Source organism: Kangiella geojedonensis (assembly GCF_000981765.1).
Lineage (GTDB): Bacteria > Pseudomonadota > Gammaproteobacteria > Enterobacterales > Kangiellaceae > Kangiella > Kangiella geojedonensis.
Genome location: NZ_CP010975.1, coordinates 2,279,322 through 2,301,984, shown reverse-complemented (window position 1 = coordinate 2,301,984; position 22,663 = coordinate 2,279,322). Strand labels below are relative to the sequence as shown.

The 22,663-nt window shown below is 44.2% G+C and carries 24 protein-coding genes; 18 read left to right on the top strand and 6 right to left on the bottom strand.

Translation table 11 applies throughout. From position 1 onward, the window contains the following. Positions 1-6 precede the first annotated feature (6 nt). Positions 7-348, bottom strand: coding sequence for a divalent-cation tolerance protein CutA (gene cutA / locus TQ33_RS10600; protein ID WP_046562012.1), 342 nt, complete (start codon positions 346-348; stop codon positions 7-9). 122 nt (positions 349-470) lie between these two features. On the opposite strand from cutA, the gene TQ33_RS10595 reads away from it, so the two are divergent. The 6 genes from TQ33_RS10595 to TQ33_RS10570 all read left to right on the top strand — a co-directional run bounded on the left by TQ33_RS10595 (position 471) and on the right by TQ33_RS10570 (position 5,322). Next, on the top strand, positions 471-971 hold the full coding sequence (locus TQ33_RS10595) for an FxsA family protein (RefSeq protein WP_046562011.1): 501 nt from the start codon (positions 471-473) through the stop codon (positions 969-971). Between the two features lie 138 nt (positions 972-1,109). Further along, on the top strand, positions 1,110-1,400 hold the full coding sequence (gene groES, locus TQ33_RS10590; RefSeq protein ID WP_046562010.1) for a co-chaperone GroES: 291 nt from the start codon (positions 1,110-1,112) through the stop codon (positions 1,398-1,400). Between the two features lie 34 nt (positions 1,401-1,434). Continuing rightward, on the top strand, positions 1,435-3,081 hold the full coding sequence (groL, locus tag TQ33_RS10585; RefSeq protein ID WP_046562009.1) for a chaperonin GroEL: 1,647 nt from the start codon (positions 1,435-1,437) through the stop codon (positions 3,079-3,081). Positions 3,082-3,302: 221 nt separating this feature from the next. Next, entirely contained in the window at positions 3,303-3,632 is a 330-nt protein-coding gene (locus TQ33_RS10580; protein WP_046562008.1) for a hypothetical protein, read from the top strand. A gap of 152 nt (positions 3,633-3,784) precedes the next feature. Beyond that, a complete protein-coding gene (gene can, locus TQ33_RS10575) occupies positions 3,785-4,417 on the top strand; it encodes a carbonate dehydratase (RefSeq protein WP_046562007.1) in 633 nt (210 codons plus the stop codon). A 119-nt stretch (positions 4,418-4,536) separates the two neighbouring features. Next, positions 4,537-5,322 (top strand): hypothetical protein, encoded by a 786-nt coding sequence (locus TQ33_RS10570; protein WP_046562006.1) that lies wholly within the window; start codon positions 4,537-4,539, stop codon positions 5,320-5,322. A gap of 6 nt (positions 5,323-5,328) precedes the next feature. On the opposite strand, the gene TQ33_RS10565 is transcribed toward TQ33_RS10570, so the two are convergent. Together TQ33_RS10565 and TQ33_RS10560 are read right to left on the bottom strand one after the other, a co-directional pair. Next, positions 5,329-6,696, bottom strand: a complete 1,368-nt coding sequence (locus TQ33_RS10565) for a substrate-binding domain-containing protein (protein WP_052735287.1) — start codon at positions 6,694-6,696, stop codon at positions 5,329-5,331. A 152-nt stretch (positions 6,697-6,848) separates the two neighbouring features. Beyond that, positions 6,849-7,292, bottom strand: a complete 444-nt coding sequence (locus TQ33_RS10560; RefSeq protein WP_046562005.1) for a YiiD C-terminal domain-containing protein — start codon at positions 7,290-7,292, stop codon at positions 6,849-6,851. 125 nt (positions 7,293-7,417) lie between these two features. On the opposite strand from TQ33_RS10560, the gene TQ33_RS10555 reads away from it, so the two are divergent. The 7 genes from TQ33_RS10555 to TQ33_RS10525 all read left to right on the top strand — a co-directional run bounded on the left by TQ33_RS10555 (position 7,418) and on the right by TQ33_RS10525 (position 15,367). Next, positions 7,418-9,193 carry a vWA domain-containing protein gene (locus TQ33_RS10555; RefSeq protein WP_046562004.1) on the top strand — a complete coding sequence of 592 codons (1,776 nt, stop codon included), beginning with the start codon at positions 7,418-7,420 and terminating at the stop codon, positions 9,191-9,193. Between the two features lie 31 nt (positions 9,194-9,224). Then, positions 9,225-9,941: a sigma-70 family RNA polymerase sigma factor gene (locus TQ33_RS10550; protein ID WP_052735286.1), complete on the top strand. Its 717-nt coding sequence runs from the start codon at positions 9,225-9,227 to the stop codon at positions 9,939-9,941. Next, positions 9,938-10,885 carry a hypothetical protein gene (locus TQ33_RS10545; RefSeq protein ID WP_046562003.1) on the top strand — a complete coding sequence of 316 codons (948 nt, stop codon included), beginning with the start codon at positions 9,938-9,940 and terminating at the stop codon, positions 10,883-10,885. Before TQ33_RS10550 ends, TQ33_RS10545 begins: the two co-directional genes overlap by 4 nt. 208 nt (positions 10,886-11,093) lie before the next feature. Next, the gene (gene coxB, locus TQ33_RS10540) at positions 11,094-12,263 is read left to right on the top strand and encodes a cytochrome c oxidase subunit II (protein WP_046562002.1); all 1,170 of its coding nucleotides are present in this window, start codon (positions 11,094-11,096) and stop codon (positions 12,261-12,263) included. Between the two features lie 2 nt (positions 12,264-12,265). Next, positions 12,266-13,825: a cytochrome c oxidase subunit I gene (gene ctaD / locus TQ33_RS10535; RefSeq protein WP_046562001.1), complete on the top strand. Its 1,560-nt coding sequence runs from the start codon at positions 12,266-12,268 to the stop codon at positions 13,823-13,825. A 50-nt stretch (positions 13,826-13,875) separates the two neighbouring features. Next, on the top strand, positions 13,876-14,433 hold the full coding sequence (locus TQ33_RS10530; RefSeq protein ID WP_046562000.1) for a cytochrome c oxidase assembly protein: 558 nt from the start codon (positions 13,876-13,878) through the stop codon (positions 14,431-14,433). A gap of 40 nt (positions 14,434-14,473) precedes the next feature. Next, positions 14,474-15,367, top strand: a complete 894-nt coding sequence (locus TQ33_RS10525; RefSeq protein WP_046561999.1) for a cytochrome c oxidase subunit 3 — start codon at positions 14,474-14,476, stop codon at positions 15,365-15,367. Between the two features lie 66 nt (positions 15,368-15,433). Here the strand turns inward: TQ33_RS10525 and TQ33_RS10520 are convergent, their stop codons facing one another. Further along, entirely contained in the window at positions 15,434-16,090 is a 657-nt protein-coding gene (locus TQ33_RS10520) for a Fe2+-dependent dioxygenase (RefSeq protein ID WP_046561998.1), read from the bottom strand. A 95-nt stretch (positions 16,091-16,185) separates the two neighbouring features. Between TQ33_RS10520 and TQ33_RS10515 the strand changes: the two genes are divergently transcribed. After that, the gene (locus TQ33_RS10515) at positions 16,186-17,037 is read left to right on the top strand and encodes a hypothetical protein (protein WP_228640160.1); all 852 of its coding nucleotides are present in this window, start codon (positions 16,186-16,188) and stop codon (positions 17,035-17,037) included. Between the two features lie 68 nt (positions 17,038-17,105). Here TQ33_RS10515 and TQ33_RS10510 read toward each other — a convergent pair whose 3' ends face one another. Next, complete coding sequence (locus TQ33_RS10510) at positions 17,106-18,101, bottom strand: YheT family hydrolase (protein ID WP_046561997.1); 996 nt, start codon at positions 18,099-18,101, stop codon at positions 17,106-17,108. Between the two features lie 79 nt (positions 18,102-18,180). Further along, positions 18,181-19,494 (bottom strand): HD-GYP domain-containing protein, encoded by a 1,314-nt coding sequence (locus TQ33_RS10505; RefSeq protein ID WP_046561996.1) that lies wholly within the window; start codon positions 19,492-19,494, stop codon positions 18,181-18,183. A 310-nt stretch (positions 19,495-19,804) separates the two neighbouring features. On the opposite strand from TQ33_RS10505, the gene ndhC reads away from it, so the two are divergent. From ndhC to TQ33_RS10485, 4 genes are read left to right on the top strand one after another with little or no spacing between them, the layout of a single operon-like run. Next, positions 19,805-20,161 (top strand): NADH-quinone oxidoreductase subunit A, encoded by a 357-nt coding sequence (gene ndhC / locus TQ33_RS10500; RefSeq protein WP_046561995.1) that lies wholly within the window; start codon positions 19,805-19,807, stop codon positions 20,159-20,161. 3 nt (positions 20,162-20,164) lie between these two features. Further along, positions 20,165-20,725, top strand: a complete 561-nt coding sequence (locus TQ33_RS10495; RefSeq protein WP_071841120.1) for a NuoB/complex I 20 kDa subunit family protein — start codon at positions 20,165-20,167, stop codon at positions 20,723-20,725. Further along, positions 20,718-21,410: an NADH-quinone oxidoreductase subunit C gene (locus TQ33_RS10490; RefSeq protein ID WP_052735285.1), complete on the top strand. Its 693-nt coding sequence runs from the start codon at positions 20,718-20,720 to the stop codon at positions 21,408-21,410. Before TQ33_RS10495 ends, TQ33_RS10490 begins: the two co-directional genes overlap by 8 nt. Beyond that, positions 21,403-22,656, top strand: coding sequence for an NADH-quinone oxidoreductase subunit D (locus TQ33_RS10485; RefSeq protein ID WP_046561994.1), 1,254 nt, complete (start codon positions 21,403-21,405; stop codon positions 22,654-22,656). The genes TQ33_RS10490 and TQ33_RS10485 overlap by 8 nt, the downstream gene beginning before the upstream one ends. The last annotated feature ends 7 nt before the right edge of the window (positions 22,657-22,663 follow it).

Here is a 22,663-nt window from a genome sequence, read left to right as displayed (position 1 = left end):
GCTTGCCTATAATTCATCATTAAGCCATTGTAAGTAAGCTGCTGAAGCTTGTTCAATATCGCAACTAATCAACTCAAACACCTCATAAGGATGTTCTGTTTCAAGCAAGTCACCTAAATCAGCCATCAGTTCTTCGGCTGTTTTTATGATCAGCAGAACTTCAGAATCTTTTTCGATGTCTCCCTGCCACTGATAAACACTGGTTATTGCAGGAACAATATTGACGCACGCGGCCAGCTTTTGTTTCACCATTTTTTCAGCGAGTGATTCTGCAGTATCAATGTCAGGTGCAGTGCATAATGCGACTTGGAAGTTTCGTTTTATGTTTTTAGAGGCTGATAACGCCATGAAAGGAATCCTTTGCTGAACTTGTGATTAAGCGTATTGTCCCCATTATAACGGTATCTATAGCTTTGATAAGCTTTCCATGAATTTGACTTCAGCGACAGCTGAGGGGAAACGAGTACATTATGTGGTTTCGAAATTTTTTCTTACTTTTCATTGTCTTAGCAGTCGCTGAAATTTATGTGTTACTCAGCGTTGGCAGCTTAATTGGTGCCTTACCAACAATCGGGCTGATCCTGCTAACCGGCATCATTGGTGTTGGCATGCTTAAACAGCAAGGCTTTAGCGTCTTCGCAAGACTGCAAGAAAAAATGCGTCAAGGACAAGCGCCGGCTCAAGAAATGGTCGAAGGTGTCTTGTTGATTATTGCTGGCGCCTTCTTAGTAACCCCCGGCTTCGTCACGGACACCATTGGCTTTCTTTGGCTGATACCGCAGACGCGAGAGTATTTTGCTAAGCTATTGATTAGTAAAGGTATGTTTAAGGTTCAGAGTATGCATGGCGGTGGCTTTACCGGTAGTGGTAACGACCCTTTTGGACAGCAACGCTCCTATCAAGACGATAATACCGTTGATGGCGAGTACGAACGCACCGACGATAAAGAGCATAAGCGACTTGAGGAGTGACGTTGCTTGAATGCTTTTTTTTTAAAAAAAAGTGAAAAAATTAGCACTTGAACCCCTTGAGTGCTAAAAAAAAGCCCCCATATCTTCCCCAAACGATTTTTCGTAGTAAGTAAAACACTTTCTATTAGGAGAAAAAACATGAGCTTACGTCCATTACATGACCGCGTTATTGTGCGTCGTTTAGAAGAAGAAACTACAACTGCTGGTGGCATCGTGATACCAGACAACGCTAAAGAAAAGCCAAGCCGCGGCGAGATTCTCGCTATCGGTAACGGCAAGCCGTTGGATTCAGGTGACGTTCGAGCCCTAGACGTGAAAGTTGGTGACAAAGTCTTGTTCGGTAAATTTGCCGGTACAGAAGTGAAGGCTGATGGCGAAGAACTTCTCGTATTGCGCGAAGACGACATCATGGCCGTCATCGAAGCTTAATAAGAATACACTCAACGAATTTTAGAGGAATTTAATCATGGCAAAAGACGTACGTTTTGGAGATGAAGCACGTAAAGGCATGCTAAAAGGTGTAAACACGCTTGCGAATGCTGTTCGTGTCACGCTAGGACCTAAAGGTCGTAACGTAGTGTTAGACAAATCATTTGGCGCGCCAACTATCACTAAAGATGGTGTTTCTGTGGCGAAAGAAATCGAACTAGAAGATAAGTTCGAAAACATGGGCGCGCAGATGGTTAAAGAAGTTGCATCACAAACCAACGATATCGCTGGTGATGGTACAACAACAGCAACCGTATTGGCGCAATCTATCGTCAATGAAGGCTTGAAATCAGTTGCTGCTGGCATGAACCCAATGGATCTGAAGCGCGGTATCGACAAAGCGGTTATCGCTGCGGTAGAAGAGCTGAAAAACATTGCAGTTCCATGTGAAGATCAAAAAGCGATCTCGCAAGTAGGCACAATCTCTGCTAACTCTGATGAGAATGTTGGTAAGATCATTGCTGAAGCGATGGAAAAAGTAGGTAAAGAAGGCGTTATCACGGTTGAAGAAGGTTCTGGTCTTAACAACGAACTAGACGTTGTTGAAGGTATGCAATTCGATCGAGGTTACCTTTCTCCATACTTCGTCACAGACACAGAAAGCATGGTTGCCGATCTTGAAAACCCATTCTTGTTATTGGTGGATAAAAAGATCTCAAACATCCGTGAGTTGCTTCCAACATTAGAAGCTGTAGCTAAATCAAGCCGTCCGCTATTAATCGTAGCTGAAGACGTTGAAGGCGAAGCGCTAGCGACTCTAGTTGTGAACAACATGCGTGGTATCGTTAAAGTGGCAGCAGTTAAAGCTCCTGGTTTCGGTGACCGTCGTAAAGCAATGTTAGAAGACATCGCTATATTAACGGGCGCGACAGTAATCTCAGAAGATTTAGGCATGAGCCTAGAAAACACTGAGTTGGCGCAACTGGGTGAAGCGAAGCGTGTACAAATCAGCAAAGACAACACAACTGTGATTGATGGTGCTGGTGATAAAACGCAAATCGAAGGCCGCGTTAAGCAAATTCGTGCGCAAATCGAAGAAACGTCTTCTGATTATGACAAAGAGAAACTTCAAGAGCGTGTTGCTAAATTAGCTGGCGGTGTTGCGGTCATCAAAGTTGGCGCAGCTACTGAAGTTGAAATGAAAGAGAAGAAAGACCGTGTTGACGATGCATTGCACGCAACTCGCGCAGCCGTCGAAGAAGGCGTTGTTGCCGGTGGTGGTACTGCATTAGTACGCGTACTGTCACGTCTAGGCGAGCTTCGTGGTGACAACGAAGAGCAGAACGTTGGTATCAAAATTGCACTACGTGCGATGGAGTCACCATTACGTCAAATCGTTGCCAACGCAGGTGCAGAGCCAGCGGTAGTTGTTGCGAAAGTTAAAGAAGGCGAAGGTAACTTCGGCTATAACGCAGCGACAGGTGAGTTTGGTGATGTGATGGAAATGGGTATCCTTGATCCAGCAAAAGTAACGCGTAGCGCGCTACAAAATGCAGCATCTATCGCAGCATTAATGATCACTACCGAAGCGATGGTTACCGACCTACCGAAGAAAGATGAGCCTGCTGCTCCAGATATGGGCGGTATGGGTGGTATGGGTGGCATGCCAGGTATGATGTAATTTAACTTGTTACTTTACTTCATTTCTTTGTTAACTTGGTTTTTTCGTTCGGTCATTTGCTTGTTGCAAACTCCCTCACTTAAAAACCAAGTTGCCTCGAACTGAAGCAAATTAACTGCGTTAAATAGTTATAAAAAGCCTCGCAATCGCGGGGCTTTTTTTATGTGGAAAAAATATCATCAACCGCTAGAATACGGTGCAAAATAAGAGAGGGAACCCCCATGAAAACCATTATTCTAATTATAGTGGCGTTTTTGATCACTGCTTGTGTCCAACTGAAAGCACCTGAACGAATCATTTCGGACACCTACCGTACGGGTAAAGAGATTTACCACGATATCTCTAGCTCCGATGGTGAGAGGCATTTTGTGCATGAGATTGTGTTGGCGAAGGGTGCTGAGGTTGCTCTAGAAAAAGAGCGCTGCATTGATGAATTAGTATCGAAGGCGCGTGAAAAGGATGCAGTTGACAGCTATGAAGTCAAAAAAGTGGTTCATACCGAAGGTGCGACTGACACTATCTATTGTGAAGTAAAGGCAATGACATTGTAATAATAGACATAGAAGCTTATGGCCAAGCTTCTGGTGTAGGTTAAGAGAGCCTTTTTTCGTCCAGGCTGTATCTGGTTTAAGGATATTGCTGAGAACTGAATAAATTCCATGTTATGATATAGGGAAGTATTAACCAGCATTTATAAAGAAATATGAGCGACATTAAAAAACTACTTGAGCAAAACCGTCAATGGGCTGCTGACACTGTTGAGCAGTATCCGGATTTCTTTAAAGAGTTATCAGAGCAACAGTCCCCAAAATACTTATGGATTGGCTGTGCGGATAGTCGTGTTCCTGCAACTCAAATCACGAATTTGATGCCAGGAGAAATATTCGTTCATCGAAATATCGCTAACCAAGTGAGCACGACTGACCTAAACTGCATGTCAGTTTTACAGTTCGCAGTTCAAGTATTGCAGGTTGAGCATATTATTGTCTGTGGACACTATGGCTGTGGTGGTGTGAATGCTGCATTAAGCAACCAGCAGTTGGGTTTGATCGATAACTGGTTAACCCAGATCAAAGATGTGTATATTAAGAATGAAACTAAATTCACGGCTATTACTAACGAACAAGAGCGTTCTGATTTAATGTGTGAACTGAACGTTAAGGATCAAGTTCAAACGGTTTGTAATACGACGATTGTGCAGGATGCTTGGAAACGTGGACAAAAACTCAGTGTGCACGGGTGGTGCTATAGTCTAAAAGATGGTCATATTAAAGACCTTGAGGTGTCGACTGACAGTGTTTCAAGCAATCACAGCGTTTACCAGTATCAAAGTTAACAAAAAAGGCCAGCAAACGCTGGCCTTTTTTATTAAAGGTTAAGAGAAGGGATTCCTCAAGGAGGGTTATAAAAAACGGTTTAGCTTTATTGAGTAAGTATTTATTTGGGGGAATAAGTATGGCTAGTTTACCGGAACAGCAAGCCACAGAGTGGCGATATCGACTCATGTCACCGATGGGTGTTTATCCCAAGTGTGACATTCATGTTGAGGAAGTATCATTAGTCGTTTCCGACAACTTTATTTCAATCGCTAGCTCAGAGTCAGGTAAGGGCAAAGAAGTCTTGCTGAAAGCCGCCATATTGTGTTCCTCAGTAGCTGCCAGCAATACCTTTAAATTTTATGCATTCCCAAACTATCATCATCTATTAGATCCCTGTTTAGCATCACAACTTACTGAATATTTAGAACTCGATATCCTTCAAAAGCATGCTGCTGAGTATGCTGAGCTGGGTGAAACAGTTCCAGAGTTTGACTGGTATGAAAACGCTAAAGGCGCATCCTTACCGCCAGTATTAGGTGGTACAGATTATATTTATGTTGATCAAGATGTCGATGCTGTGTCTATCCAGAGGTTATATCAAGCGCTCAGTGAGAGTCACTGTGTTAAGTTAAGCGGCGCGATCAGAGCGCTGGTGCAGACCAACACTCTCAGTTGTCATAACCAATTTAGGCAAGAAGCTTGTGGTTTATTGTTGGATGGCCTTAGGCTATTAGAAGAAGTTGATGGTTTTCAGTCTGAGAGTGCTCAGTTATCAACTGTTTTGGCTCAGTTAGGCGATAGTGCTGAAGATTATTTGATTTCACGGCAACAGATGTCGCAAGATATTGGCCCAATAGATTTTCATCGTTTGTTCGTACAATCCTGTACGCAGTTGAGAAAATATCTATTGAGCCACTCATAGACTTGTTTATCGACCTACCCAGATTTCTACACGCTGATTTTTAGCTTTGCCATTAGCCGTTTCATTAGAGGCAATGGCGCCTCGGCTACCATAGCCCTGGGTATAAAAAGGTGTAATTCCTGATGCTTTCAATTGCTCGGTAATTTGATTTGCTAGGCTTTCTGAAAGTGCTTTATCTTTTTCTGCATCACCGCTTTCTGCGCTAAAACCAAACACGAACAGATCCTTTAAACGACGATTTTTGACGTATTCAGCAAGACGAGCAATATCACGTTTCCCTTTATTATCCAGCTCAAGATTTTGATCGAAGTGGAAGGTAATGGATAAGCGCTTCGATTCTCTAATCATATTCAAGTATCGTGGCGGATAATTCCGGTTAAAGCGGACTGTGGCATCGTTCACTTTGAGAGAAATTAAATGGTTTTGCTCAACGACTGTTTGCGCTTTATTGCCGAGTACGAAGTTCATGAAATCTTGCGCATACTTATTGCTGTTATTGCTAGGGTAATACAAATATAGGCGTCTGCTGAGAACATAGTCTTCAGTACTAACCGTAAATTTATTGGGCTTAAAGGATAAAGCAACGCCTTCTTCTGAAACGGCAATCGCTTTAGCTTTATTAACATAAGGCAGTGCCACAAAACCAATAGCTCCGAAGGTTGAGCTAACTTGTTCGGATAATTCCCCAGATGACTCATACCGTTTGGCATTATCTGAAAGCGTGACTTTGTGACGTTTTAGCACAAGGGATTTGAAAGTGTCATAAGTTCCCGAGTTGTCGTCTCGAGCGAAAACGCTGATTGGTTGATTTATTCCCCCAAGTTCTCGCCAGTTAGTCAGTTCGCCGGAAAAGATCATGGATAACTGCTTTGTATTGAGCTGTTTGATGTTTAAGTCGGGATGGACAATAACCGCCAAACCATCAACGGCGATAGTGTACTCATTGGCCATCGCTTTTAAATCACCATACTGCCCCATTAAACTCTGGCGCTCCTTATCTTTCACGCGACGTGAAGACATGGCGATATCTGTATTGCTATCGGCGAGTGCTTTGAACCCGGTTGAAGAACCATGCGCTTTAATATCGATGGCCTGAATGTCACCGTTTTGCATGGTGCCAATAACGGTTTTCTCTACCGTATGAGTTTGTATGATTTCAGTTTCAGTAGCGCCCCTCTCAATCAGGTATTTTGCCGCTAACGCTGGTGCAAGTTTTTCACCAATGGTGTTTGAGCCTTTCATGGTGAAGAGGATCTCAGCCTGATGGAGTTTTTGAGCTTGTTGTTGGCTGATATCCAGGTTTGTGGCTATCGATGGAAAAGCGGTCAATAATAGAAGTGTCGTTATGATGCGACGGAAACATTGGTGAATCATTACAGTAACCCCGATAAGGTATTAAGAATCTTTAACAGACATTGAAAGCAATTATAAAGAGTGTTGTTAGGGCGGGTGTTACAATTTTGTGACAGCTGACTGAACTTATGATGATGAATCTTAGGCTTGTTAAACAGTCTCTTGCAAAAGTCTTACTGTCCGACTAAAGCAAAATTCGCATTAAGCTGTGCCTTTATGACACCGTCTTCTACCACATCAATGATGAAGTTTATGCGTGCGCGGTTCTTGCGCTTAAATGATGATGCAAAGGTTTCTAGGCTGCTCAGATCTTTAATCTCGCACTGAGCAACAATGTCGCCATTAATCGGTTTCTTATATTGAATTTCGGCCTTAGCTAACACCACTGAACCTTCTATGGCTAGATGAGACGCGATGTGACTGACTAGCGACCAGCCGGCAATCGTCGCAACCGTATAAATACTGCCAGCAAATGCGGTATTGTGGATATTTTTATTGGCCTCAAAAGGCGCAATTACACGAATACTGTGCTCGGTAAGTTCGTCAATGTGAATATCCAAAGCTTTAGTGATAGGAATTTCTTTATGCACGAGGTTTTCGAGTTGCTGGCTGTTCATGATTAGCAAAGAATATGATCAATTGGTGTCACTGTAGCAACTTTCTGAAAAAAGTTAACCCTTTTTAGGTACGACCACGTTAATAGCTATTGAATAACGATGAATTACCAATAAAGGAGTTAGAAATGAATATCACTAGAAAGGGTCAAACGTTCAAGTATGGTCTTATCGCGAGTATGGTTATCGTCGGCTTAGGAGCCTGCCAAAGTTCACATGATCAAGAAAGTGACCGAAGCACATCCTCAGTGGTCGCCAATGAACCGTTAGAATCTGCTGAACAAAAGAAACGTGAGGCAAAACAGCTTGAGGCGAGCCATGTCCTGCGTAAAGAGAAGCGTGTGGCGGAAGAAGCGGAGCGCATTATGGTGACGGGCTCTCGAGTAACTATGTCGGATATGGCTTTCGCACAACCTGAAAAGGTCATGATGCCTGCACCTCGACAATTGAATGTGGTCAATCGTGAGCAGTACCAAAAAATAGAGCCTTCGGACGTGTTTTTAACGCTGGAACAGCCTGTATCGACTTTCAGTATTGATGTCGACACAGGAGCTTACTCCAATGTACGCCGAATGTTAAACGATGGGTATTTTCCACCGAATGATGCGGTTCGCTTAGAAGAATTTGTTAATTACTTCAATTATGACTACCCAACTCCAGATAGCCAAGAGATGCCATTCTCGGTATCTACAGAAGCGATGAAGGCGCCATGGAACGATAATGCCCACTTGGTACAAATCGGTATTAAAGGCTACGAAGAACAGTCCGAAGAACTGCCTCCTTCAAATCTCGTGTTTTTAGTTGATGTGTCGGGTTCAATGCAGAGTGCGGACAAGCTTGGTTTGGTCAAGAAAGCCTTAAAAATGTTAGCTAAAGGCAGTCGCAAAGAAGATAAGATTTCTTTGGTGGTTTACGCGGGAGCTTCTGGTGTGGTGCTTGAACCCACGGCAGCGAATGATCGGCTTAAGATTGAGCAAGCGCTGGATAGTCTAACCGCTGGTGGTTCGACGAATGGTGGTGCTGGAATAGAGTTGGCTTACAAAATGGCGCAGAAAGGTTTTATCAAGGATGGTATTAACCGAGTTATTCTGGCGACTGACGGTGACTTTAACGTTGGTACGGTAAATCGCGAACAACTGATTGACATGATTGAACGTAAACGTAAAACCGGTATTAGTTTCAGTGCCTTAGGCTTTGGCTCAGGAAACTATAATGAGCATTTGATGGAGCAGTTGGCGAACAAAGGAAATGGTAATTACGGTTATATTGATAGCTTATTAGAAGCAAAAAGGTTACTGGTGGATCAAAGAGCTGGAACTTTAATGACGATTGCTAAAGACGTCAAAATTCAAGTCGAGTTTAATCCTGCGGTTGTTGCTGAGTATCGCTTGCTGGGATATCAAAACCGAATGCTAGAACGCGAAGACTTTAACAACGACAAGGTTGATGCGGGTGAAATTGGAGCCGGACATACGGTTACCGCCTTGTATGAAATTGTGTTGCAAGACTCTGATGGCAAACGGATGGAGCCTTTGCGTTATGGTGGCGGTAAGCGCGAAGAGGCCATGCATGAAAAAAACGCCAAGTTGAGTGAGGCTGCGATGATAAGCCTGCGCTATAAGTTGCCCGATGAAGACAAAAGCACTTTGTACCGTGATTATCTACAGTTAAGTGATGTTGAGGCAGCAAAAGGTGGTGATAACATTCGCTTTGCAGCGAGTGTGGCAGGATTTGCACAATTGTTACGTGGTGGGCAATTCTTAGGCGATTGGGGCTGGGACGATGCTAGGTCACTGGCTCAAGCCTCGAAAGGTGATGATCTTGATGGCTATCGCGGTGAGTTGATTCAGCTAGTTGGCATGGCCCAGTTGTTGGATGAAAAAACGGCTGTTGCGAGTCAGTAGCTTAGAGTCCAGTAGCTTAGAGGCTTACTGAATGGCGTTAACAAAGGCGCTTGCACAAAACCAAGCCAGCGGTCACTATAAAGAGGTTAAATTAACCTATTACGATGATGCAAAGGCTGCGGTGTTGAAAGAAAGCGCAAATTACAGCAACTCAAATAGTCGGGACCAAGAGCCAGTCATTAGCGATGAAGCTTTAATGGCTGGCTTTGCTTCGGGCAATATGCAGGCTTTTGAGACTTTGTATCGTCGCCACAAAGACCCGCTACTACGCTTTTTTTTGCGACAAGTAAGCGATAAGAGTGAAGCCGAAGAGCTGTTTCAAGAGACTTGGCAACGTCTTATCAAGCATAGTAAGACTTATAAAAGTTCTGCTAAATTCACCACATACTTATATCATATTGGTCGTACTCGACTGATTGACCACTATCGTAGCCAAGGCCGCCAGCAGGAATTTACACAGGACTGTGAGGGCTGGGAAGAGAGTACGAGCAGTGGAAGTGACGCTACACCCGATCAGAAGCTTGAGCTGGAGCGCTCGAAACAATTATTTCGGAGTGCTATCGAAAAACTGCCAGCGTTACAGCGAGAGGTGGTGGTAATGAAGCTTGAAACCGGTATGACGATTAATGATATTGCTGAAATTGTGCAGGAAAACCCAGAGGCAGTAAAAAGCCGATTACGGTATGGCATGGATAAGCTGAAGCACTGTTTACGTGATCTGGATAAGAATCCTGAGGTCACATCATGAGTAACGATATGAATAATGAGCATGACAAAATAGTCGAGCAAGACGCTGAAAAGTTGAGCAAGGCCTATAAAGAGGCCAGCGATGAGACCACGTCGTCGGCGCTGGATGCTTCTATTATGGCTATGGCTCAGCAAGAAGTAGGTACTCGTGAAAAAGTGTCAAGCAAGCGCAGCTGGTGGGATCGACTGAAGTTACCGGTATCGGTAACTGCGGCCTTTGTGGTGACCGTTGGTATCGCACGCTTTATGGTTGAGCTAGGTTATTATCATCCTAATTCTATTGCTGATTCTGAGAATATGACGCAAGCCATTGAATCTAAAGAGAGTATTGTCGTTTTTAGTGATGACACTTCTGACCAAAAGCCAGTGGTTTCAGCTCCAGCTAAAGCGTCACCAGAGGTGATGGCCGAGGAGCGTTTGGCCGCACGACAAAAAGCAGAAGCGCAAGCTAACGCCATGAAAAAAGTGGCGGTAACTGGAGCGCGTGTGAAAAGAGAGGAAGCCGAGCAAATAAGCCAGCTACAAATTATGAGTGCGTCGTCAGCTGAGCCATTGGTGCTTGAAGAGCAACAGGCGATTGTTGAAGCCCCGTTCTCCGAGCTAGCTGAGCGAGCGGAGGAGCAGCAGTCATTTGCGAGTAACGACGCTGACATGGACAATGCGACGAGCGATGTGGAGCGAATCGTAGTGACGGGCTCTCGTGTCAAAGCGACTGAGACAACAGATGATCTCAATTATTCAGACAATGACGCTGAATCCTATCAAGGAGAACGAGAAGTCGCAGCCCCCCCCTATTTACCGGCTGAAGAATGGTTAAAACAGATAAATTCATTGTTAGACGCGGATAAAAAAGCAGAAACCAAGGAGCAGTGGTTAAAATTCAAACAAGTTTATCCAGATTATTCCGTTGATAAGCCCTTGTATCAACGCCTAGAGAGCCTCTAAACAGCACTTTTCGTCATTTAAGTGTTAGGAATTATTACAGATCACCTAGTTTTTCTGAGTTTACTCAAGTAAAATGGCGACCCTAAATTTTGACCCAAGTCATTGCTGAGCTGTTTCGCTTTAGGGGAACGGGGCTTTTCAGTGTTTGGGACGTTTTGTTTGATAATAAGTTCCGCATTCGCGGGTAAACTGTAGTGGAGAGAAGAGCATGTCATTGTTCCGCAAAATGGCTCTAGCTATTGCCGCTATCTCAGTTGTTATTCTGAGTGGTTGTAGTGGTCAAGAGTACAACATGCGTGAAGGTGTGACTGAGATCAGTAGAGAAGTCTACGATCTACACATGATCGTTATTTGGGTCTGTGTAGTGATCGGTGTTATCACGTTCGGCGCTATGTTCTATTCGATGTTCGCGCATCGCAAAAGCAAAAACCCTAACCCAGCTAAGTTTTCTCACAGCACTGTTGTTGAGATTATCTGGACTGTTATTCCTTTCATCATCTTGATTGCGCTGTCAATTCCAGCGGTAAGCCTGTTGATCAAAATGGAAGACGCTAGTAACTCTGAGCTGTCGGTAATGGTTAAAGGTTATCAATGGAAGTGGGAATACAAATACATTGATGGCGATGACAACTTAGGCAATGACGTAAGTTTCTTCTCAAACCTAGACCAAGCGTCACGTGATCAGTCTGTGAACGCAGGTTCAGGTTTCTCTGGTACAGAGATTACTGATGAAAATTATCTATTAGAAGTCGACAATCCATTGGTTATTCCTGTGGATACTAAAGTACGCTTCCTAGTAACAGCTGATGACGTTATCCACTCTTTCTGGGTACCGGACTTCTCTGTGAAGAAAGATGCGATTCCAGGCTTCATCAATGAAGTATGGACAAAAGTTGACGAGCCAGGCACCTACCGCGGTGTGTGTGCAGAGCTTTGTGGTAAAGACCACGGCTTTATGCCAATCGTAGTAAAAGTACTTCCTAAAGAAGAATACGAAGCTTGGTATGCTGAGAAAGTAGCGGAAGCAGAAGCTGGCCCAGACTTGAATGAGCGCACTATGAGTCAGTTAATGGCTGAAGGTGAAACGGCTTATAACAAGTACTGTTCTTCTTGTCACATGCCTAACGGTGAAGGTAATGGTCCATTCCCATCACTAGTTGGTACTGAAATGGTGACTGGTGAAGGTACTGTTGAGCAGCACATTGATGTTGTTCTAAATGGTGTTTCTGGTACTGCGATGCAGGCGTTCGGCAACCAGTTAACTGAAGCCGAGATTGCTGCAATTATCACTTACGAGCGTAATGCTTGGGGTAACGACACCGGTGATAAAGTTCAGCCTCAAGAAATTCACGATATTAAAAATGGTGGAGGGGAGTAATCATGGCTGACCATAAACCAAAAGGTATTTCGCGTTGGTTGTTTACGACCAACCACAAGGACATCGGTACTATGTACTTGGTGTTCTCGTTCATCATGTTCTTGATTGGTGGCGCTATGGCAATGGTTATCCGTGCCGAGCTTTTCCAACCAGGTTTGCAGTTCGTTGACCCGAACTTCTTCAACCAGATGACAACGTTACACGGTCTTATCATGGTATTTGGTGCCGTGATGCCAGCGACTGTGGGCTTGGCTAACTGGTTGATTCCAATGATGATTGGTGCGCCAGATATGGCTCTACCACGTATGAACAACTGGAGCTTCTGGATTCTTCCAGCAGCGTTCGGTCTGTTGTTATCATCATTATTCATGGAAGGCGGTGCGCCTAACTTCGGTTGGACATTCTATGCGCCACTTTCGACAACCTATGGTCCTCCATCGACTGACTTCTTCATCTTTGGTGTTCACTTGATGGGTATCTCATCCATCATGGGTGCTATTAACGTTATCGTGACTGTGTTTAACATGCGCGCACCAGGTATGACGTTAATGAAGATGCCATTGTTCGTATGGACTTGGTTGATTACAGCATTCTTACTAGTCATGGTTATGCCAGTACTAGCAGGTGCGGTAACTATGATGTTGACTGACCGTCACTTCGGTACATCGTTCTTCGATGCCGCGGGTGGTGGTGACCCAGTATTGTTCCAGCACGTATTCTGGTTCTTCGGTCATCCAGAAGTTTACATCATGATCTTACCAGCGTTTGGTATTGCTTCTGCGATTATCCCAACGTTCGCCCGTAAGAAATTGTTTGGTTATTCTTCAATGGTTTACGCAACTGCGTCAATCGCATTCTTATCGTTCATCGTATGGGCACACCACATGTTTACCGTGGGTATGCCAGTTAAAGGTGAGCTATTCTTCATGATTGCGACCATGTTGATTGCGGTACCAACAGGTGTGAAAGTATTTAACTGGATCGCGACTATGTGGCAGGGTTCGATTACGTATGAAACACCAATGCTTTATGCTCTGGCATTCGTGATTCTATTTACGATCGGCGGCTTCTCTGGCGTGATGCTAGCGATGACTCCAGTTGATTGGCAGTATCATGATACGTACTTCGTAGTAGCACACTTCCACTACGTTCTATTCCCTGGTGCGATCTTCGGTACTATGGCAGCGGTTTACTACTGGTTGCCAAAGTGGACTGGTCGTATGTATGACGAGAAGTTGGCGAAATGGCACTTCTGGTTATCGATCGTATTCGTTAACTTGACGTTCTTCCCAATGCACTTCTCAGGTCTTGCGGGTATGCAACGTCGTGTTCCTGACTACGCGATCATGTTCTCAGACTTCAACATGATGTCGAGTATTGGTGCTTTCGGTCTTGGTTTAATGCAATTACTTTTCGCTTGGATTCTGATTAAAGTTTGTATCCTTGAGAAAGGTGAAAAAGCAACTGACCAAGTTTGGGAAGGTGCAGAAGGTCTTGAGTTTACTCACATGCCTTCACCAGCGCCGTATCACACGTTTGATACGCCACCTAAGATCGATTAATAGACTTTTTTAAGATAAAAGTTGCAAAGACGTAACCGAGGTTTAAAGCAATGAGCCAAGAGCAAACACAAACTGAAAACAAGGTGATGACCAAGAAGTTATTCGTCGTTGTGATCATTATGGTTGCTTTTGGCTTTGCGATGGTGCCTTTGTATGATGTTTTTTGCCAGATTACGGGCCTTAACGGTAAAGTAAACGGCCTCGCGGTTTACGAAGAGCAGGAACCGGATACCAGTCGTGAAATTAAGATTCAATTCATGACCATTAATAAGGCTAATATGCCTTGGGATTTCCGCCCTGTGAAAACTGAAATCGTGGTTCATCCTGGTAAAGAATACGAGGTTCTTTTTGCAGTCAAAAATCGTACTGGTAAGAAAATGATTGGTCAGGCGATTCCAAGCTTTTCGCCCAACTTAACGGCGCAGTATTTCAATAAAACGGAATGCTTCTGCTTTAATCAGCAGACGTTAGCCGCTGGCGAGAGTGAGGAAATGCCGATGCGCTTCTTTGTCGATAAGGACATTCCAGAGCGCTACGATACGATTACGTTGGCGTATACATTACATAACGTCACGCCAGACGACGAACAACTACAAGCCGCGAAATAGCTTAACCGCAAGTGGCGACGTCTTTAACGGAGACATAAACATGAGTGAACAAGAAAATACAGAATACGAAAAGTATTATGTACCTGAGCAGAGCAAGCTGCCGGTTATCGGCTCGATTGGTCTGTTATTAATAGCATTCGGTGCTGGCCATATGGTACAGGGCAACTCAAGCTTGTCTTGGATCTTGTATTTAGGTTTAGCAGTCATGATTTACATGCTGTCGACTTGGTGGTCGAGCACGATTCGTGAATCTCACGATGGTTTGTACAGTGCCCAGATGAGCCGTTCATTCCGTCAAGGTATGATTTGGTTCATTACATCGGAAGTAATGTTCTTCGCAGCATTCTTCGGTGCGTTATTCTACGGCCGTGTATTGGTTATGGAATGGTTAGGTGGTAGCAGTAACAATGCTGCAACTCACGACTTCCTATACCCAGACTTCGTGCCGACTTGGCCAATGACTTCTACGCCAGGTGAATTAAACAATGGTGCTCCTACTACATGGGAAGCAATGGGCGCATGGGGCTTACCAGCAATTAACACGGCAATCCTATTGTTCTCGTCATTCACTTTGACCATTGCTCACCACGCGTTGATCGAAAAGAATCGCCAAACGTTGATTCTTTTCACGTCAATTACAGCGTTGTTAGGTGTGATCTTCATGATGCTGCAGGTTGAAGAGTACATCCACGCTTATACAGAAATGGGCCTGACTTTAGGTAGTGGTTTCTACGGTTCGACGTTCTTCCTGCTGACCGGTTTCCACGGCTTGCACGTAACGGTCGGTACGATTTTCCTTATCGTAATGGCACTACGTTGTGCAAAAGGCCACTTCACGCCAAAAGATCACTTCGCGTATGAAGCAGGTGCTTGGTACTGGCACTTTGTTGACGTGGTATGGGTATTCCTATTTATCTTTGTTTATATCCTTTAAACAAAAGATTGATGTGATACTTAAAAACCGCCTTCGGGCGGTTTTTTTATTAGAATGTCAGGAATATTAGTCTGCCCAGTGGCGTAAAAGATTATTGTAGCTCTTGCTGAGTCTATCGTACTGTTGAGTTTTGCCACGCTGTTCAAACTCTTCAGACATGGAGCACTTTAAATCAAACAACAGTTCTCGTTGCTCTGTGCTTCTGACATGACTTTGTATCCAGCCGACCATGGCCAAACGTTCTCCGTCTCGTACAGCATTCACCCGATGAAGATAATGACTCGGATATAACAATAAATCTCCCAGGCCTAACTTCCAGCTACGCTCCCCAGTAGTGTCCTCTATCACCAGTTCCCCACCTTGGTAACGGTCAATATGACTAAGGCCGAGGGTAAAGGATATGTCGGTTCTGACGTGCCCCATTAAGGCATCATCAATATGCAGCCCGTACTCTTGGTTAGTGTGATATTGATTAACCATGACATTCACAAATTGCTTGGTAAAAGTGCTACTTTTAAAAATTACGTTCCGTTGGAGGTGCTTGAGAAGCATTGACAATGCAGCTGGTTTATCATCTTGTAGCCGTAATTGACGGTTATTCTTAACTTGTTTAGCCGCTCGCCCAGCCGTTTGACTACCGTCAGTGAACAGTTCTTGGCTTAGAGACTCGGTGATAGCGTCTAGAGTGGCCGGCTCAATGGCATTTTGAATATGTAGGATCATGCGTGTTTAACTTTTGCTGAGTTTAATATTGAGAATTATTCGCATTTGTGAAATCATAGCCAGTATATCAATTTCGTTGTAAGAAAGGTAATACTATGCATAAAAAGAGTATGTCTAAAAAACGTTTTGAAAAACGTAAAGTTTGGACCAGCGTTGGCTCTGCGCTATTAGTCACTACGGCGACAACTGGTACTGCAGTACAAGCTGACGACAATGCTTTTGTTGCGCCTGCCTCAACGGTAGCAGTGAGTTTTGCTGCTGTTGGTGAAGGCGAGGGCGAAGGTGGAGAAGGCGAGGGTGAGGGTAGTGCCTCAGCTGACTTAAGTACCGATAACGCGGCATATTTGGCGCATCTAGGCTTAATCCGTGGGCATTTGTGGGTCGGGGTGAAGTTATACCGTGAAGGTCATCTTGCGATGGCTAAGACCCACATGAAGCACCCTGAAGATGAGCTTTATACAGGGTTGCCATCCGTCTTTAAAGCGCGTGGAGTTGACGGGTTTGCAGATGAATTGTCAGCTTTAGCCAATGCCGTTAATAAAGAGCAGGGCGATGAAGCGGTTGAAGGTGCTTACGAAGAATTACTCAAAGCCATAACCAACAGCGAAGGCATGTCAGCGATGACTGCTAAAGAAACCTTGTTGAGTATTAGCCAAATGATTCGCACAGCTGCTGATGAATATGCAATTGGTGTTAAAAAAGGCGAAATTGTGAATGTTCATGAATACCAAGATGCCTACGGTTTTACTGAAATTGCGATTGAACGATTGGAGCGTCTAAGCGATGAGCAAAAGAAGCAGGCTGCTTCTGATATCGCGACCACCAAAGCGTTATTGTTAGAGCTGAGAACGTTATGGCCTACCGTCAATCCTCAAGGTAATGTTGAGGGAGATGCTTCACATTTATATGGCGCTGCGGCTCGAATTGAGTTGAGTGCTTTAAATTAAGCGCAAGCAAGAACGAAGTCAAACATTGTGGTTGAAACCGCCTGCGGGCGGTTTTTTGTGTGGTGTGTTTATAAGTTGTTGGCTTCATCGCTGATGAAGTCATCCAGCCAACTTCTGAGCTTCCGATCTTTAATATAACCGCAATGACCGCCATATTGTGTTAGATATTTGGTGAAATACTTGGTATCGGGTAGTGAGTAAATGTCTTTATACTCAATTATCGGATCATCTTTACTCATTAAAATCGTAGTTGGAGTCTCAATATCGCTTAAACGATCACCACAAATATTGTAGCCGTCAAAATAATCATTAATGGTTTCATAATCACCATAGTACTTCACTAGTGTTTCAGTGAGTTCTCGCATTGAATCTGTTTTCAGGTCTTCATCCAAGTTATACAGGTCAGGAAAGAGCTCTTGTTTTTTGCGGATTGAGCGCTTCCACTTAAGCATAAAGTATTTGATGTAAAGCGATAGACTGGTTTCTAGCTTAATCAATATATCGGCTGGGTCGAGTGCAGGGCAAATAGCGATAGTTTTGTTAAGGCGGATATTGGCGGCTGTAGCTCTGTTAGCAACTCTTAGTGCAAAATTCCCCCCAAGTGAGAAGCCACAGAGTAACGTCTTGCTCGGTGACAATTGCTGTTGCAGCTTGAAAACCGCTTGAACCACTTCATCGATTCGATTGGAATGAAATAAATCGGGATTGAGATGATGACTGGTGCCATGGTCACGCAGGTTCAGCCGCACAACATTGAAGCCTAACTGGTATAAGGTTTGCGCGGTTGAAAGTTGGTAAAGCGATTCATGACTTCCTTCCCAACCATGGATAAGAATTGCCAGCGGCGCATTGTCAGAATTTGTATTAAGCGCAACGAAGCTCTGTAGCCTAACGCCATCGTCGCACACAATAATGTTTTCATGACTCTGCTCAATGAGGATTTTAGCGCGTTTTTTGAGGCTCTTGCGTCGAAACTTGACTGTGGCTAATAAAGATTGCACATGGGTGTTTTTCGCCCATGCGGGAACCGGGAAGGAGATCTGTTGAACGGAGTGCTCTGACATGAAATAACAAGAACAGTTGGAATTGTGCTTACTGTAGGTGAATCAACTGATGATTACAAATAGAACTCAAACTTAAGCCCTAAGCAGCACCTTTAATGGCTTGAATAAAGGACTCAAGGTCAAACTCAACCTCATTGTCCGCTAAGGTATTGCTAATACGCAGAGGCTGGCCATTTTGGTCTTTAGGCTTCTTGGTCAGATCGATAGCTTGGGGTTTTATACGTTTTTTATTGCTATCCGTGACGATTTCAACAACAGGCTCTAGCTTGCTATTTTCATTGACGGAGAGCACTAACGCTACTTGACCGCTGCTAAGCTCAACTAAGCTACCAACGGGGTATATGCCAACCATTTGAATAAACTGCTTAACCAGTTGCTCGTCATAAAGCTCCCCTTGGCCTTTATACAGTTGAGACAAGGCTCTAGAGGGTGACATCCCTTTGCGGTAGCAACGGTCGCTAATCATGGCATCATAACTGTCAACAATGGCGATGATACGATCGTAAGTGGATAGCAGTTCAGCCGAAACTTTTCGAGGGTAGCCACGCCCATTCATGCGTTCATGATGATTGTAAGCGGCGGTACAAACCTGTTCATCAATACCGCCATGATTGCGCAAGAAAACATAGCCCAAAACGGTGTGTTCTTTAACAATTTTGTATTCATCCTCAGTCAGTGGGCCTTCTTTATTAAGGATATGTTGTGGCACTTTCATTTTGCCAACATCATGTAGCATGCCGCATAATCCTAAGAGCTCAAGCTCTTCTCTAGGCAGCTGAAGATATTTACCAAAAGCAATGGATAAAATGCCAACTCGTACGCAATGCTCAGCAGTGTATTCATCTTTATTTTTAATCTTTGACAGCCAAAACATTGCGGTCTCGTCACTGAGAATGCTGTCTACACAGCTGGACACGAGTTCTTTCGAGCCTTCAATATCAACTTTACTATCACGCTGAACATCACGCATCAAGGTATTAATATGACGATGGGACTTATCGTAAGCTTTTTGTGCTCGAGGCATTTCCTCACGAAGTCTGACGCTGGCCTGGCGTGGTGTTAAGTTTGGCTTTTGATAAATTGGGCGCCGTTTCTTATCGAGTAATTGTTGCGCGTAGATGGTTTTATAAGAGTGATGGTCGATAAAAACGTGCTGACAATATTTTTGCAGTAGTTTAATTTCTTCTTCGGATTCAATGGTGACTTCTTGAAACATAACTGGAACGTCGGTCCAAGGTCGATCAAGTTCAATGACCGTCATGCCTTTGGTAAGCTTGCTAGCAGGTATTTTTTTCTTTTCAAGTTTATGTGAGGTAACAGAAGGTCGAGAAGCTGTTTTCCTTGCTTCTGGTTTGGGTTGAAATCCTAAAAACTTTAATAAAGAGCTGAACATAGATTATGTCTCACTGCCTCCATTGACCATATTAATGAATCTATCTAAATTTGCAATAAAAAGTGAGGTGGATCACAAAAATAAACATTTATTGGGTTTGAAAGAGGTTCAAAGCTCATGAAGATATGGAAACTTTCCAAGGTGCTCTTGGTGGATGTTAAACACCACTAGCCAAACTAAAAATCTACTGGTAAGGTATTCGATGTAAATGCCTAAATCTTATTGATAAATAACAAGTTAGGGCTATTTATCTTGTTGGCCGCATTTTTGCACTGACGATAAATAACCTTGAGGCAAACAACTTAGACCTATGATAGAACAATACGCACCCATTCTAGTTTTCATCCTAATAGGGTTACTATTTGGAGGAGGCTTACTGTTGGTTGGCTACTTTGCAAGCCCGACTAAGCCCAGCGAAGCTAAGGGCAAGCCTTTTGAGTGCGGTTTTGATGCCTTTGAAGACTCTCGAATGAAGTTTGATGTAAGGTTCTATCTGGTTGCTATTCTCTTCATCATATTTGATCTCGAAATCGCTTTTTTATTTCCATGGGCAGTAGTGCTTGATGACATCGGTTGGTTCGGCTTAATTTCAATGGGCGTGTTCTTACTGTTATTACTCATCGGTTTTGCCTACGAGTGGAAAAAAGGCGCTTTAGAGTGGGAGTAACGTGTGGGTTTAGAGGAACAATTAAATAGCGACGGATTTGTAACTACCAGCATCCAAGATTTGTTGGACTGGGCGCGAACGGGCTCAATGTGGCCGGTCACTTTTGGGCTTGCCTGTTGTGCTATCGAAATGATGCATGCTGGCGCGGCTCGCTATGACATGGATCGCTTTGGTGTCATTTTTAGGCCAAGCCCTCGACAATCCGATGTTATGATCGTTGCTGGAACCTTAACCAACAAAATGGCACCGGCGTTACGTCGTGTTTACGACCAAATGCCAGAACCTAAATGGGTCATTTCAATGGGCTCTTGCGCTAATGGTGGAGGATATTACCATTATTCCTACTCAGTGGTTCGTGGTTGCGACCGAATAATCCCCGTCGATATTTATGTGCCTGGTTGCCCTCCGACAGCAGAAGCTTTGCTCTATGGAATTATCCAGCTGCAGAATAAAATTAAGCGGCAGACGGTTATAGCGCGTAACTCTCGCCGAAATAAGAATGAGCAACACATTAAAGACACCGCTGATAAATCATCAAACGCAAGCGAGGTGACGAGTGCCTGAAGCTTTAGTGAAGCAACTGGGTGAGGTATTTGGAGATTCGCTAGTTGCTTGCGAAGAAGCGCTGGGTGAAGTCACTATTGAAGTTGGTAAGGGCGATTTACTGGAAGTGTGCGCCACTTTACGTGAGCACGATGATCTCGCATTCGAACAACTGATGGACTTAACCGTTGTTGATTACTTGACCTACGGTCAAGACGAGTGGGCGACTACTGAAGCAACAGGGGCTGGATTCAGCCGCGGTCGAGAGGAGCATCAGCCGGTTAAGAAAACTTGGCAGAGGGAGCGCTTTGCCGTGGTTTATCATTTGCTTTCCATTGCCCATAACCGTCGCCTGCGAGTGACATGCTTTATTAAAGATAATCGTCCGACAATCCCTTCGGTAATTGATGTATGGGCTAGCGCTAATTGGTATGAACGCGAAGCGTTTGACTTGTTTGGTGTATTGTTTTCTGGTCATCCAGATTTGCGCAGAATTTTAACGGACTATGGTTTTGTGGGACATCCTTTTCGTAAAGACTTCCCTCTGATTGGAAATGTTGAGTTACGTTTTGATGCGAAACAAAACCGTTGTGTTTATGAGCCTGTCTCCATTGAACCAAGAGTTTTGGTACCCAGGGTGATTCGCAAGAAAAAAGACGACACGGTTTATGTGGCTGCTCCTGAGCAGGGAGGTCGTGATGGCTGAGATTCGTAACTATACGGTAAACTTTGGCCCACAACATCCAGCTGCACATGGTGTATTACGCCTTATCCTTGAGATGGATGGTGAGACTGTTGTGCGAGCTGATCCGCATGTTGGTTTATTGCATCGGGCGACTGAAAAGTTAGCGGAGAGTAAACCTTACAACCAAAGTATCGGCTACATGGATCGTCTTGATTATGTGTCAATGATGTCCAATGAACATGCTTATGTCATGGCAATAGAAAAGTTGATGGGTATTACGCCGCCTAAACGAGCACAGTATATCCGCGTGATGTTCGCAGAAATCACACGAATTTTAAATCACTTAATGTGGCTCGGGGCACATGGCTTAGACATTGGTGCCATGACCGTTTTTTTATACACGTTTCGTGAGCGTGAAACCTTAATGGATGCGTATGAAGCGGTCAGTGGCGCACGAATGCATGCGACTTATTTTCGCCCTGGCGGCGTTTACCGTGACCTCCCAGAGAGTATGCCACAGTATAAAGAGTCGCCGTTTACCGATAAGAGGAAAGCAGAGGAGCTGAACGCTAATCGCCAAGGTTCATTGCTTGATTATCTACAAGACTTCACTGAAAAATTCCCCAGTTGCATTGATGATTACGAAAGCTTGCTCACTGAAAACCGCATCTGGAAACAGCGTACCGTTGGCGTTGGTATTGTGCAGTCAGAGCGGGCATTACAGCTTGGCTTTTCTGGCCCAATGCTACGAGGGTCTGGTGTCGAGTGGGACCTACGAAAAAAACAGCCTTACGAAGTTTATGACGAGTTGGAGTTTGACATTCCTGTGGGTAAAACGGGTGACTGTTACGACCGCTATTTAGTGCGTATGGAAGAAATGCGTCAGTCGAACAACATCATTCGTCAGTGTATTCAATGGTTACAAGATAACCCAGGCCCGGTAATGCTGGACAACCATAAAGTGACGCCACCCAATCGTGAAGCCATGAAAGAAGATATGGAGGCGCTGATCCATCATTTTAAACTTTTCACAGAGGGCTACTGTGTTCCTGAAGGGCAAGCTTATGCTGCGGTAGAGCACCCTAAAGGGGAGTTCGGCGTTTACATGGTATCGGATGGCGCGAATAAGCCCTACCGCGTCAAAATTCGGGCAGCAGGTTTTGCACATTTATCGGCGATGAACGAAATGGTGAAAGGCCACATGTTGGCCGATGTGGTTGCCATCATTGGTACACAAGATATCGTGTTTGGCGAAATTGATCGTTAGGCTATGA

Coding starts and splice junctions, on each gene's coding strand:
- cutA (WP_046562012.1), bottom strand. CDS start 348: ATGGCGTTATCAGCCTCTAAAAACATAAAACGAAACTTCCAAGTCGCA.
- TQ33_RS10595 (WP_046562011.1), top strand. CDS start 471: ATGTGGTTTCGAAATTTTTTCTTACTTTTCATTGTCTTAGCAGTCGCT.
- groES (WP_046562010.1), top strand. CDS start 1,110: ATGAGCTTACGTCCATTACATGACCGCGTTATTGTGCGTCGTTTAGAA.
- TQ33_RS10580 (WP_046562008.1), top strand. CDS start 3,303: ATGAAAACCATTATTCTAATTATAGTGGCGTTTTTGATCACTGCTTGT.
- can (WP_046562007.1), top strand. CDS start 3,785: ATGAGCGACATTAAAAAACTACTTGAGCAAAACCGTCAATGGGCTGCT.
- TQ33_RS10570 (WP_046562006.1), top strand. CDS start 4,537: ATGGCTAGTTTACCGGAACAGCAAGCCACAGAGTGGCGATATCGACTC.
- TQ33_RS10565 (WP_052735287.1), bottom strand. CDS start 6,696: ATGATTCACCAATGTTTCCGTCGCATCATAACGACACTTCTATTATTG.
- TQ33_RS10560 (WP_046562005.1), bottom strand. CDS start 7,292: ATGAACAGCCAGCAACTCGAAAACCTCGTGCATAAAGAAATTCCTATC.
- TQ33_RS10555 (WP_046562004.1), top strand. CDS start 7,418: ATGAATATCACTAGAAAGGGTCAAACGTTCAAGTATGGTCTTATCGCG.
- TQ33_RS10550 (WP_052735286.1), top strand. CDS start 9,225: ATGGCGTTAACAAAGGCGCTTGCACAAAACCAAGCCAGCGGTCACTAT.
- TQ33_RS10545 (WP_046562003.1), top strand. CDS start 9,938: ATGAGTAACGATATGAATAATGAGCATGACAAAATAGTCGAGCAAGAC.
- coxB (WP_046562002.1), top strand. CDS start 11,094: ATGTCATTGTTCCGCAAAATGGCTCTAGCTATTGCCGCTATCTCAGTT.
- ctaD (WP_046562001.1), top strand. CDS start 12,266: ATGGCTGACCATAAACCAAAAGGTATTTCGCGTTGGTTGTTTACGACC.
- TQ33_RS10530 (WP_046562000.1), top strand. CDS start 13,876: ATGAGCCAAGAGCAAACACAAACTGAAAACAAGGTGATGACCAAGAAG.
- TQ33_RS10525 (WP_046561999.1), top strand. CDS start 14,474: ATGAGTGAACAAGAAAATACAGAATACGAAAAGTATTATGTACCTGAG.
- TQ33_RS10520 (WP_046561998.1), bottom strand. CDS start 16,090: ATGATCCTACATATTCAAAATGCCATTGAGCCGGCCACTCTAGACGCT.
- TQ33_RS10515 (WP_228640160.1), top strand. CDS start 16,186: ATGCATAAAAAGAGTATGTCTAAAAAACGTTTTGAAAAACGTAAAGTT.
- TQ33_RS10510 (WP_046561997.1), bottom strand. CDS start 18,101: ATGTCAGAGCACTCCGTTCAACAGATCTCCTTCCCGGTTCCCGCATGG.
- TQ33_RS10505 (WP_046561996.1), bottom strand. CDS start 19,494: ATGTTCAGCTCTTTATTAAAGTTTTTAGGATTTCAACCCAAACCAGAA.
- ndhC (WP_046561995.1), top strand. CDS start 19,805: ATGATAGAACAATACGCACCCATTCTAGTTTTCATCCTAATAGGGTTA.
- TQ33_RS10485 (WP_046561994.1), top strand. CDS start 21,403: ATGGCTGAGATTCGTAACTATACGGTAAACTTTGGCCCACAACATCCA.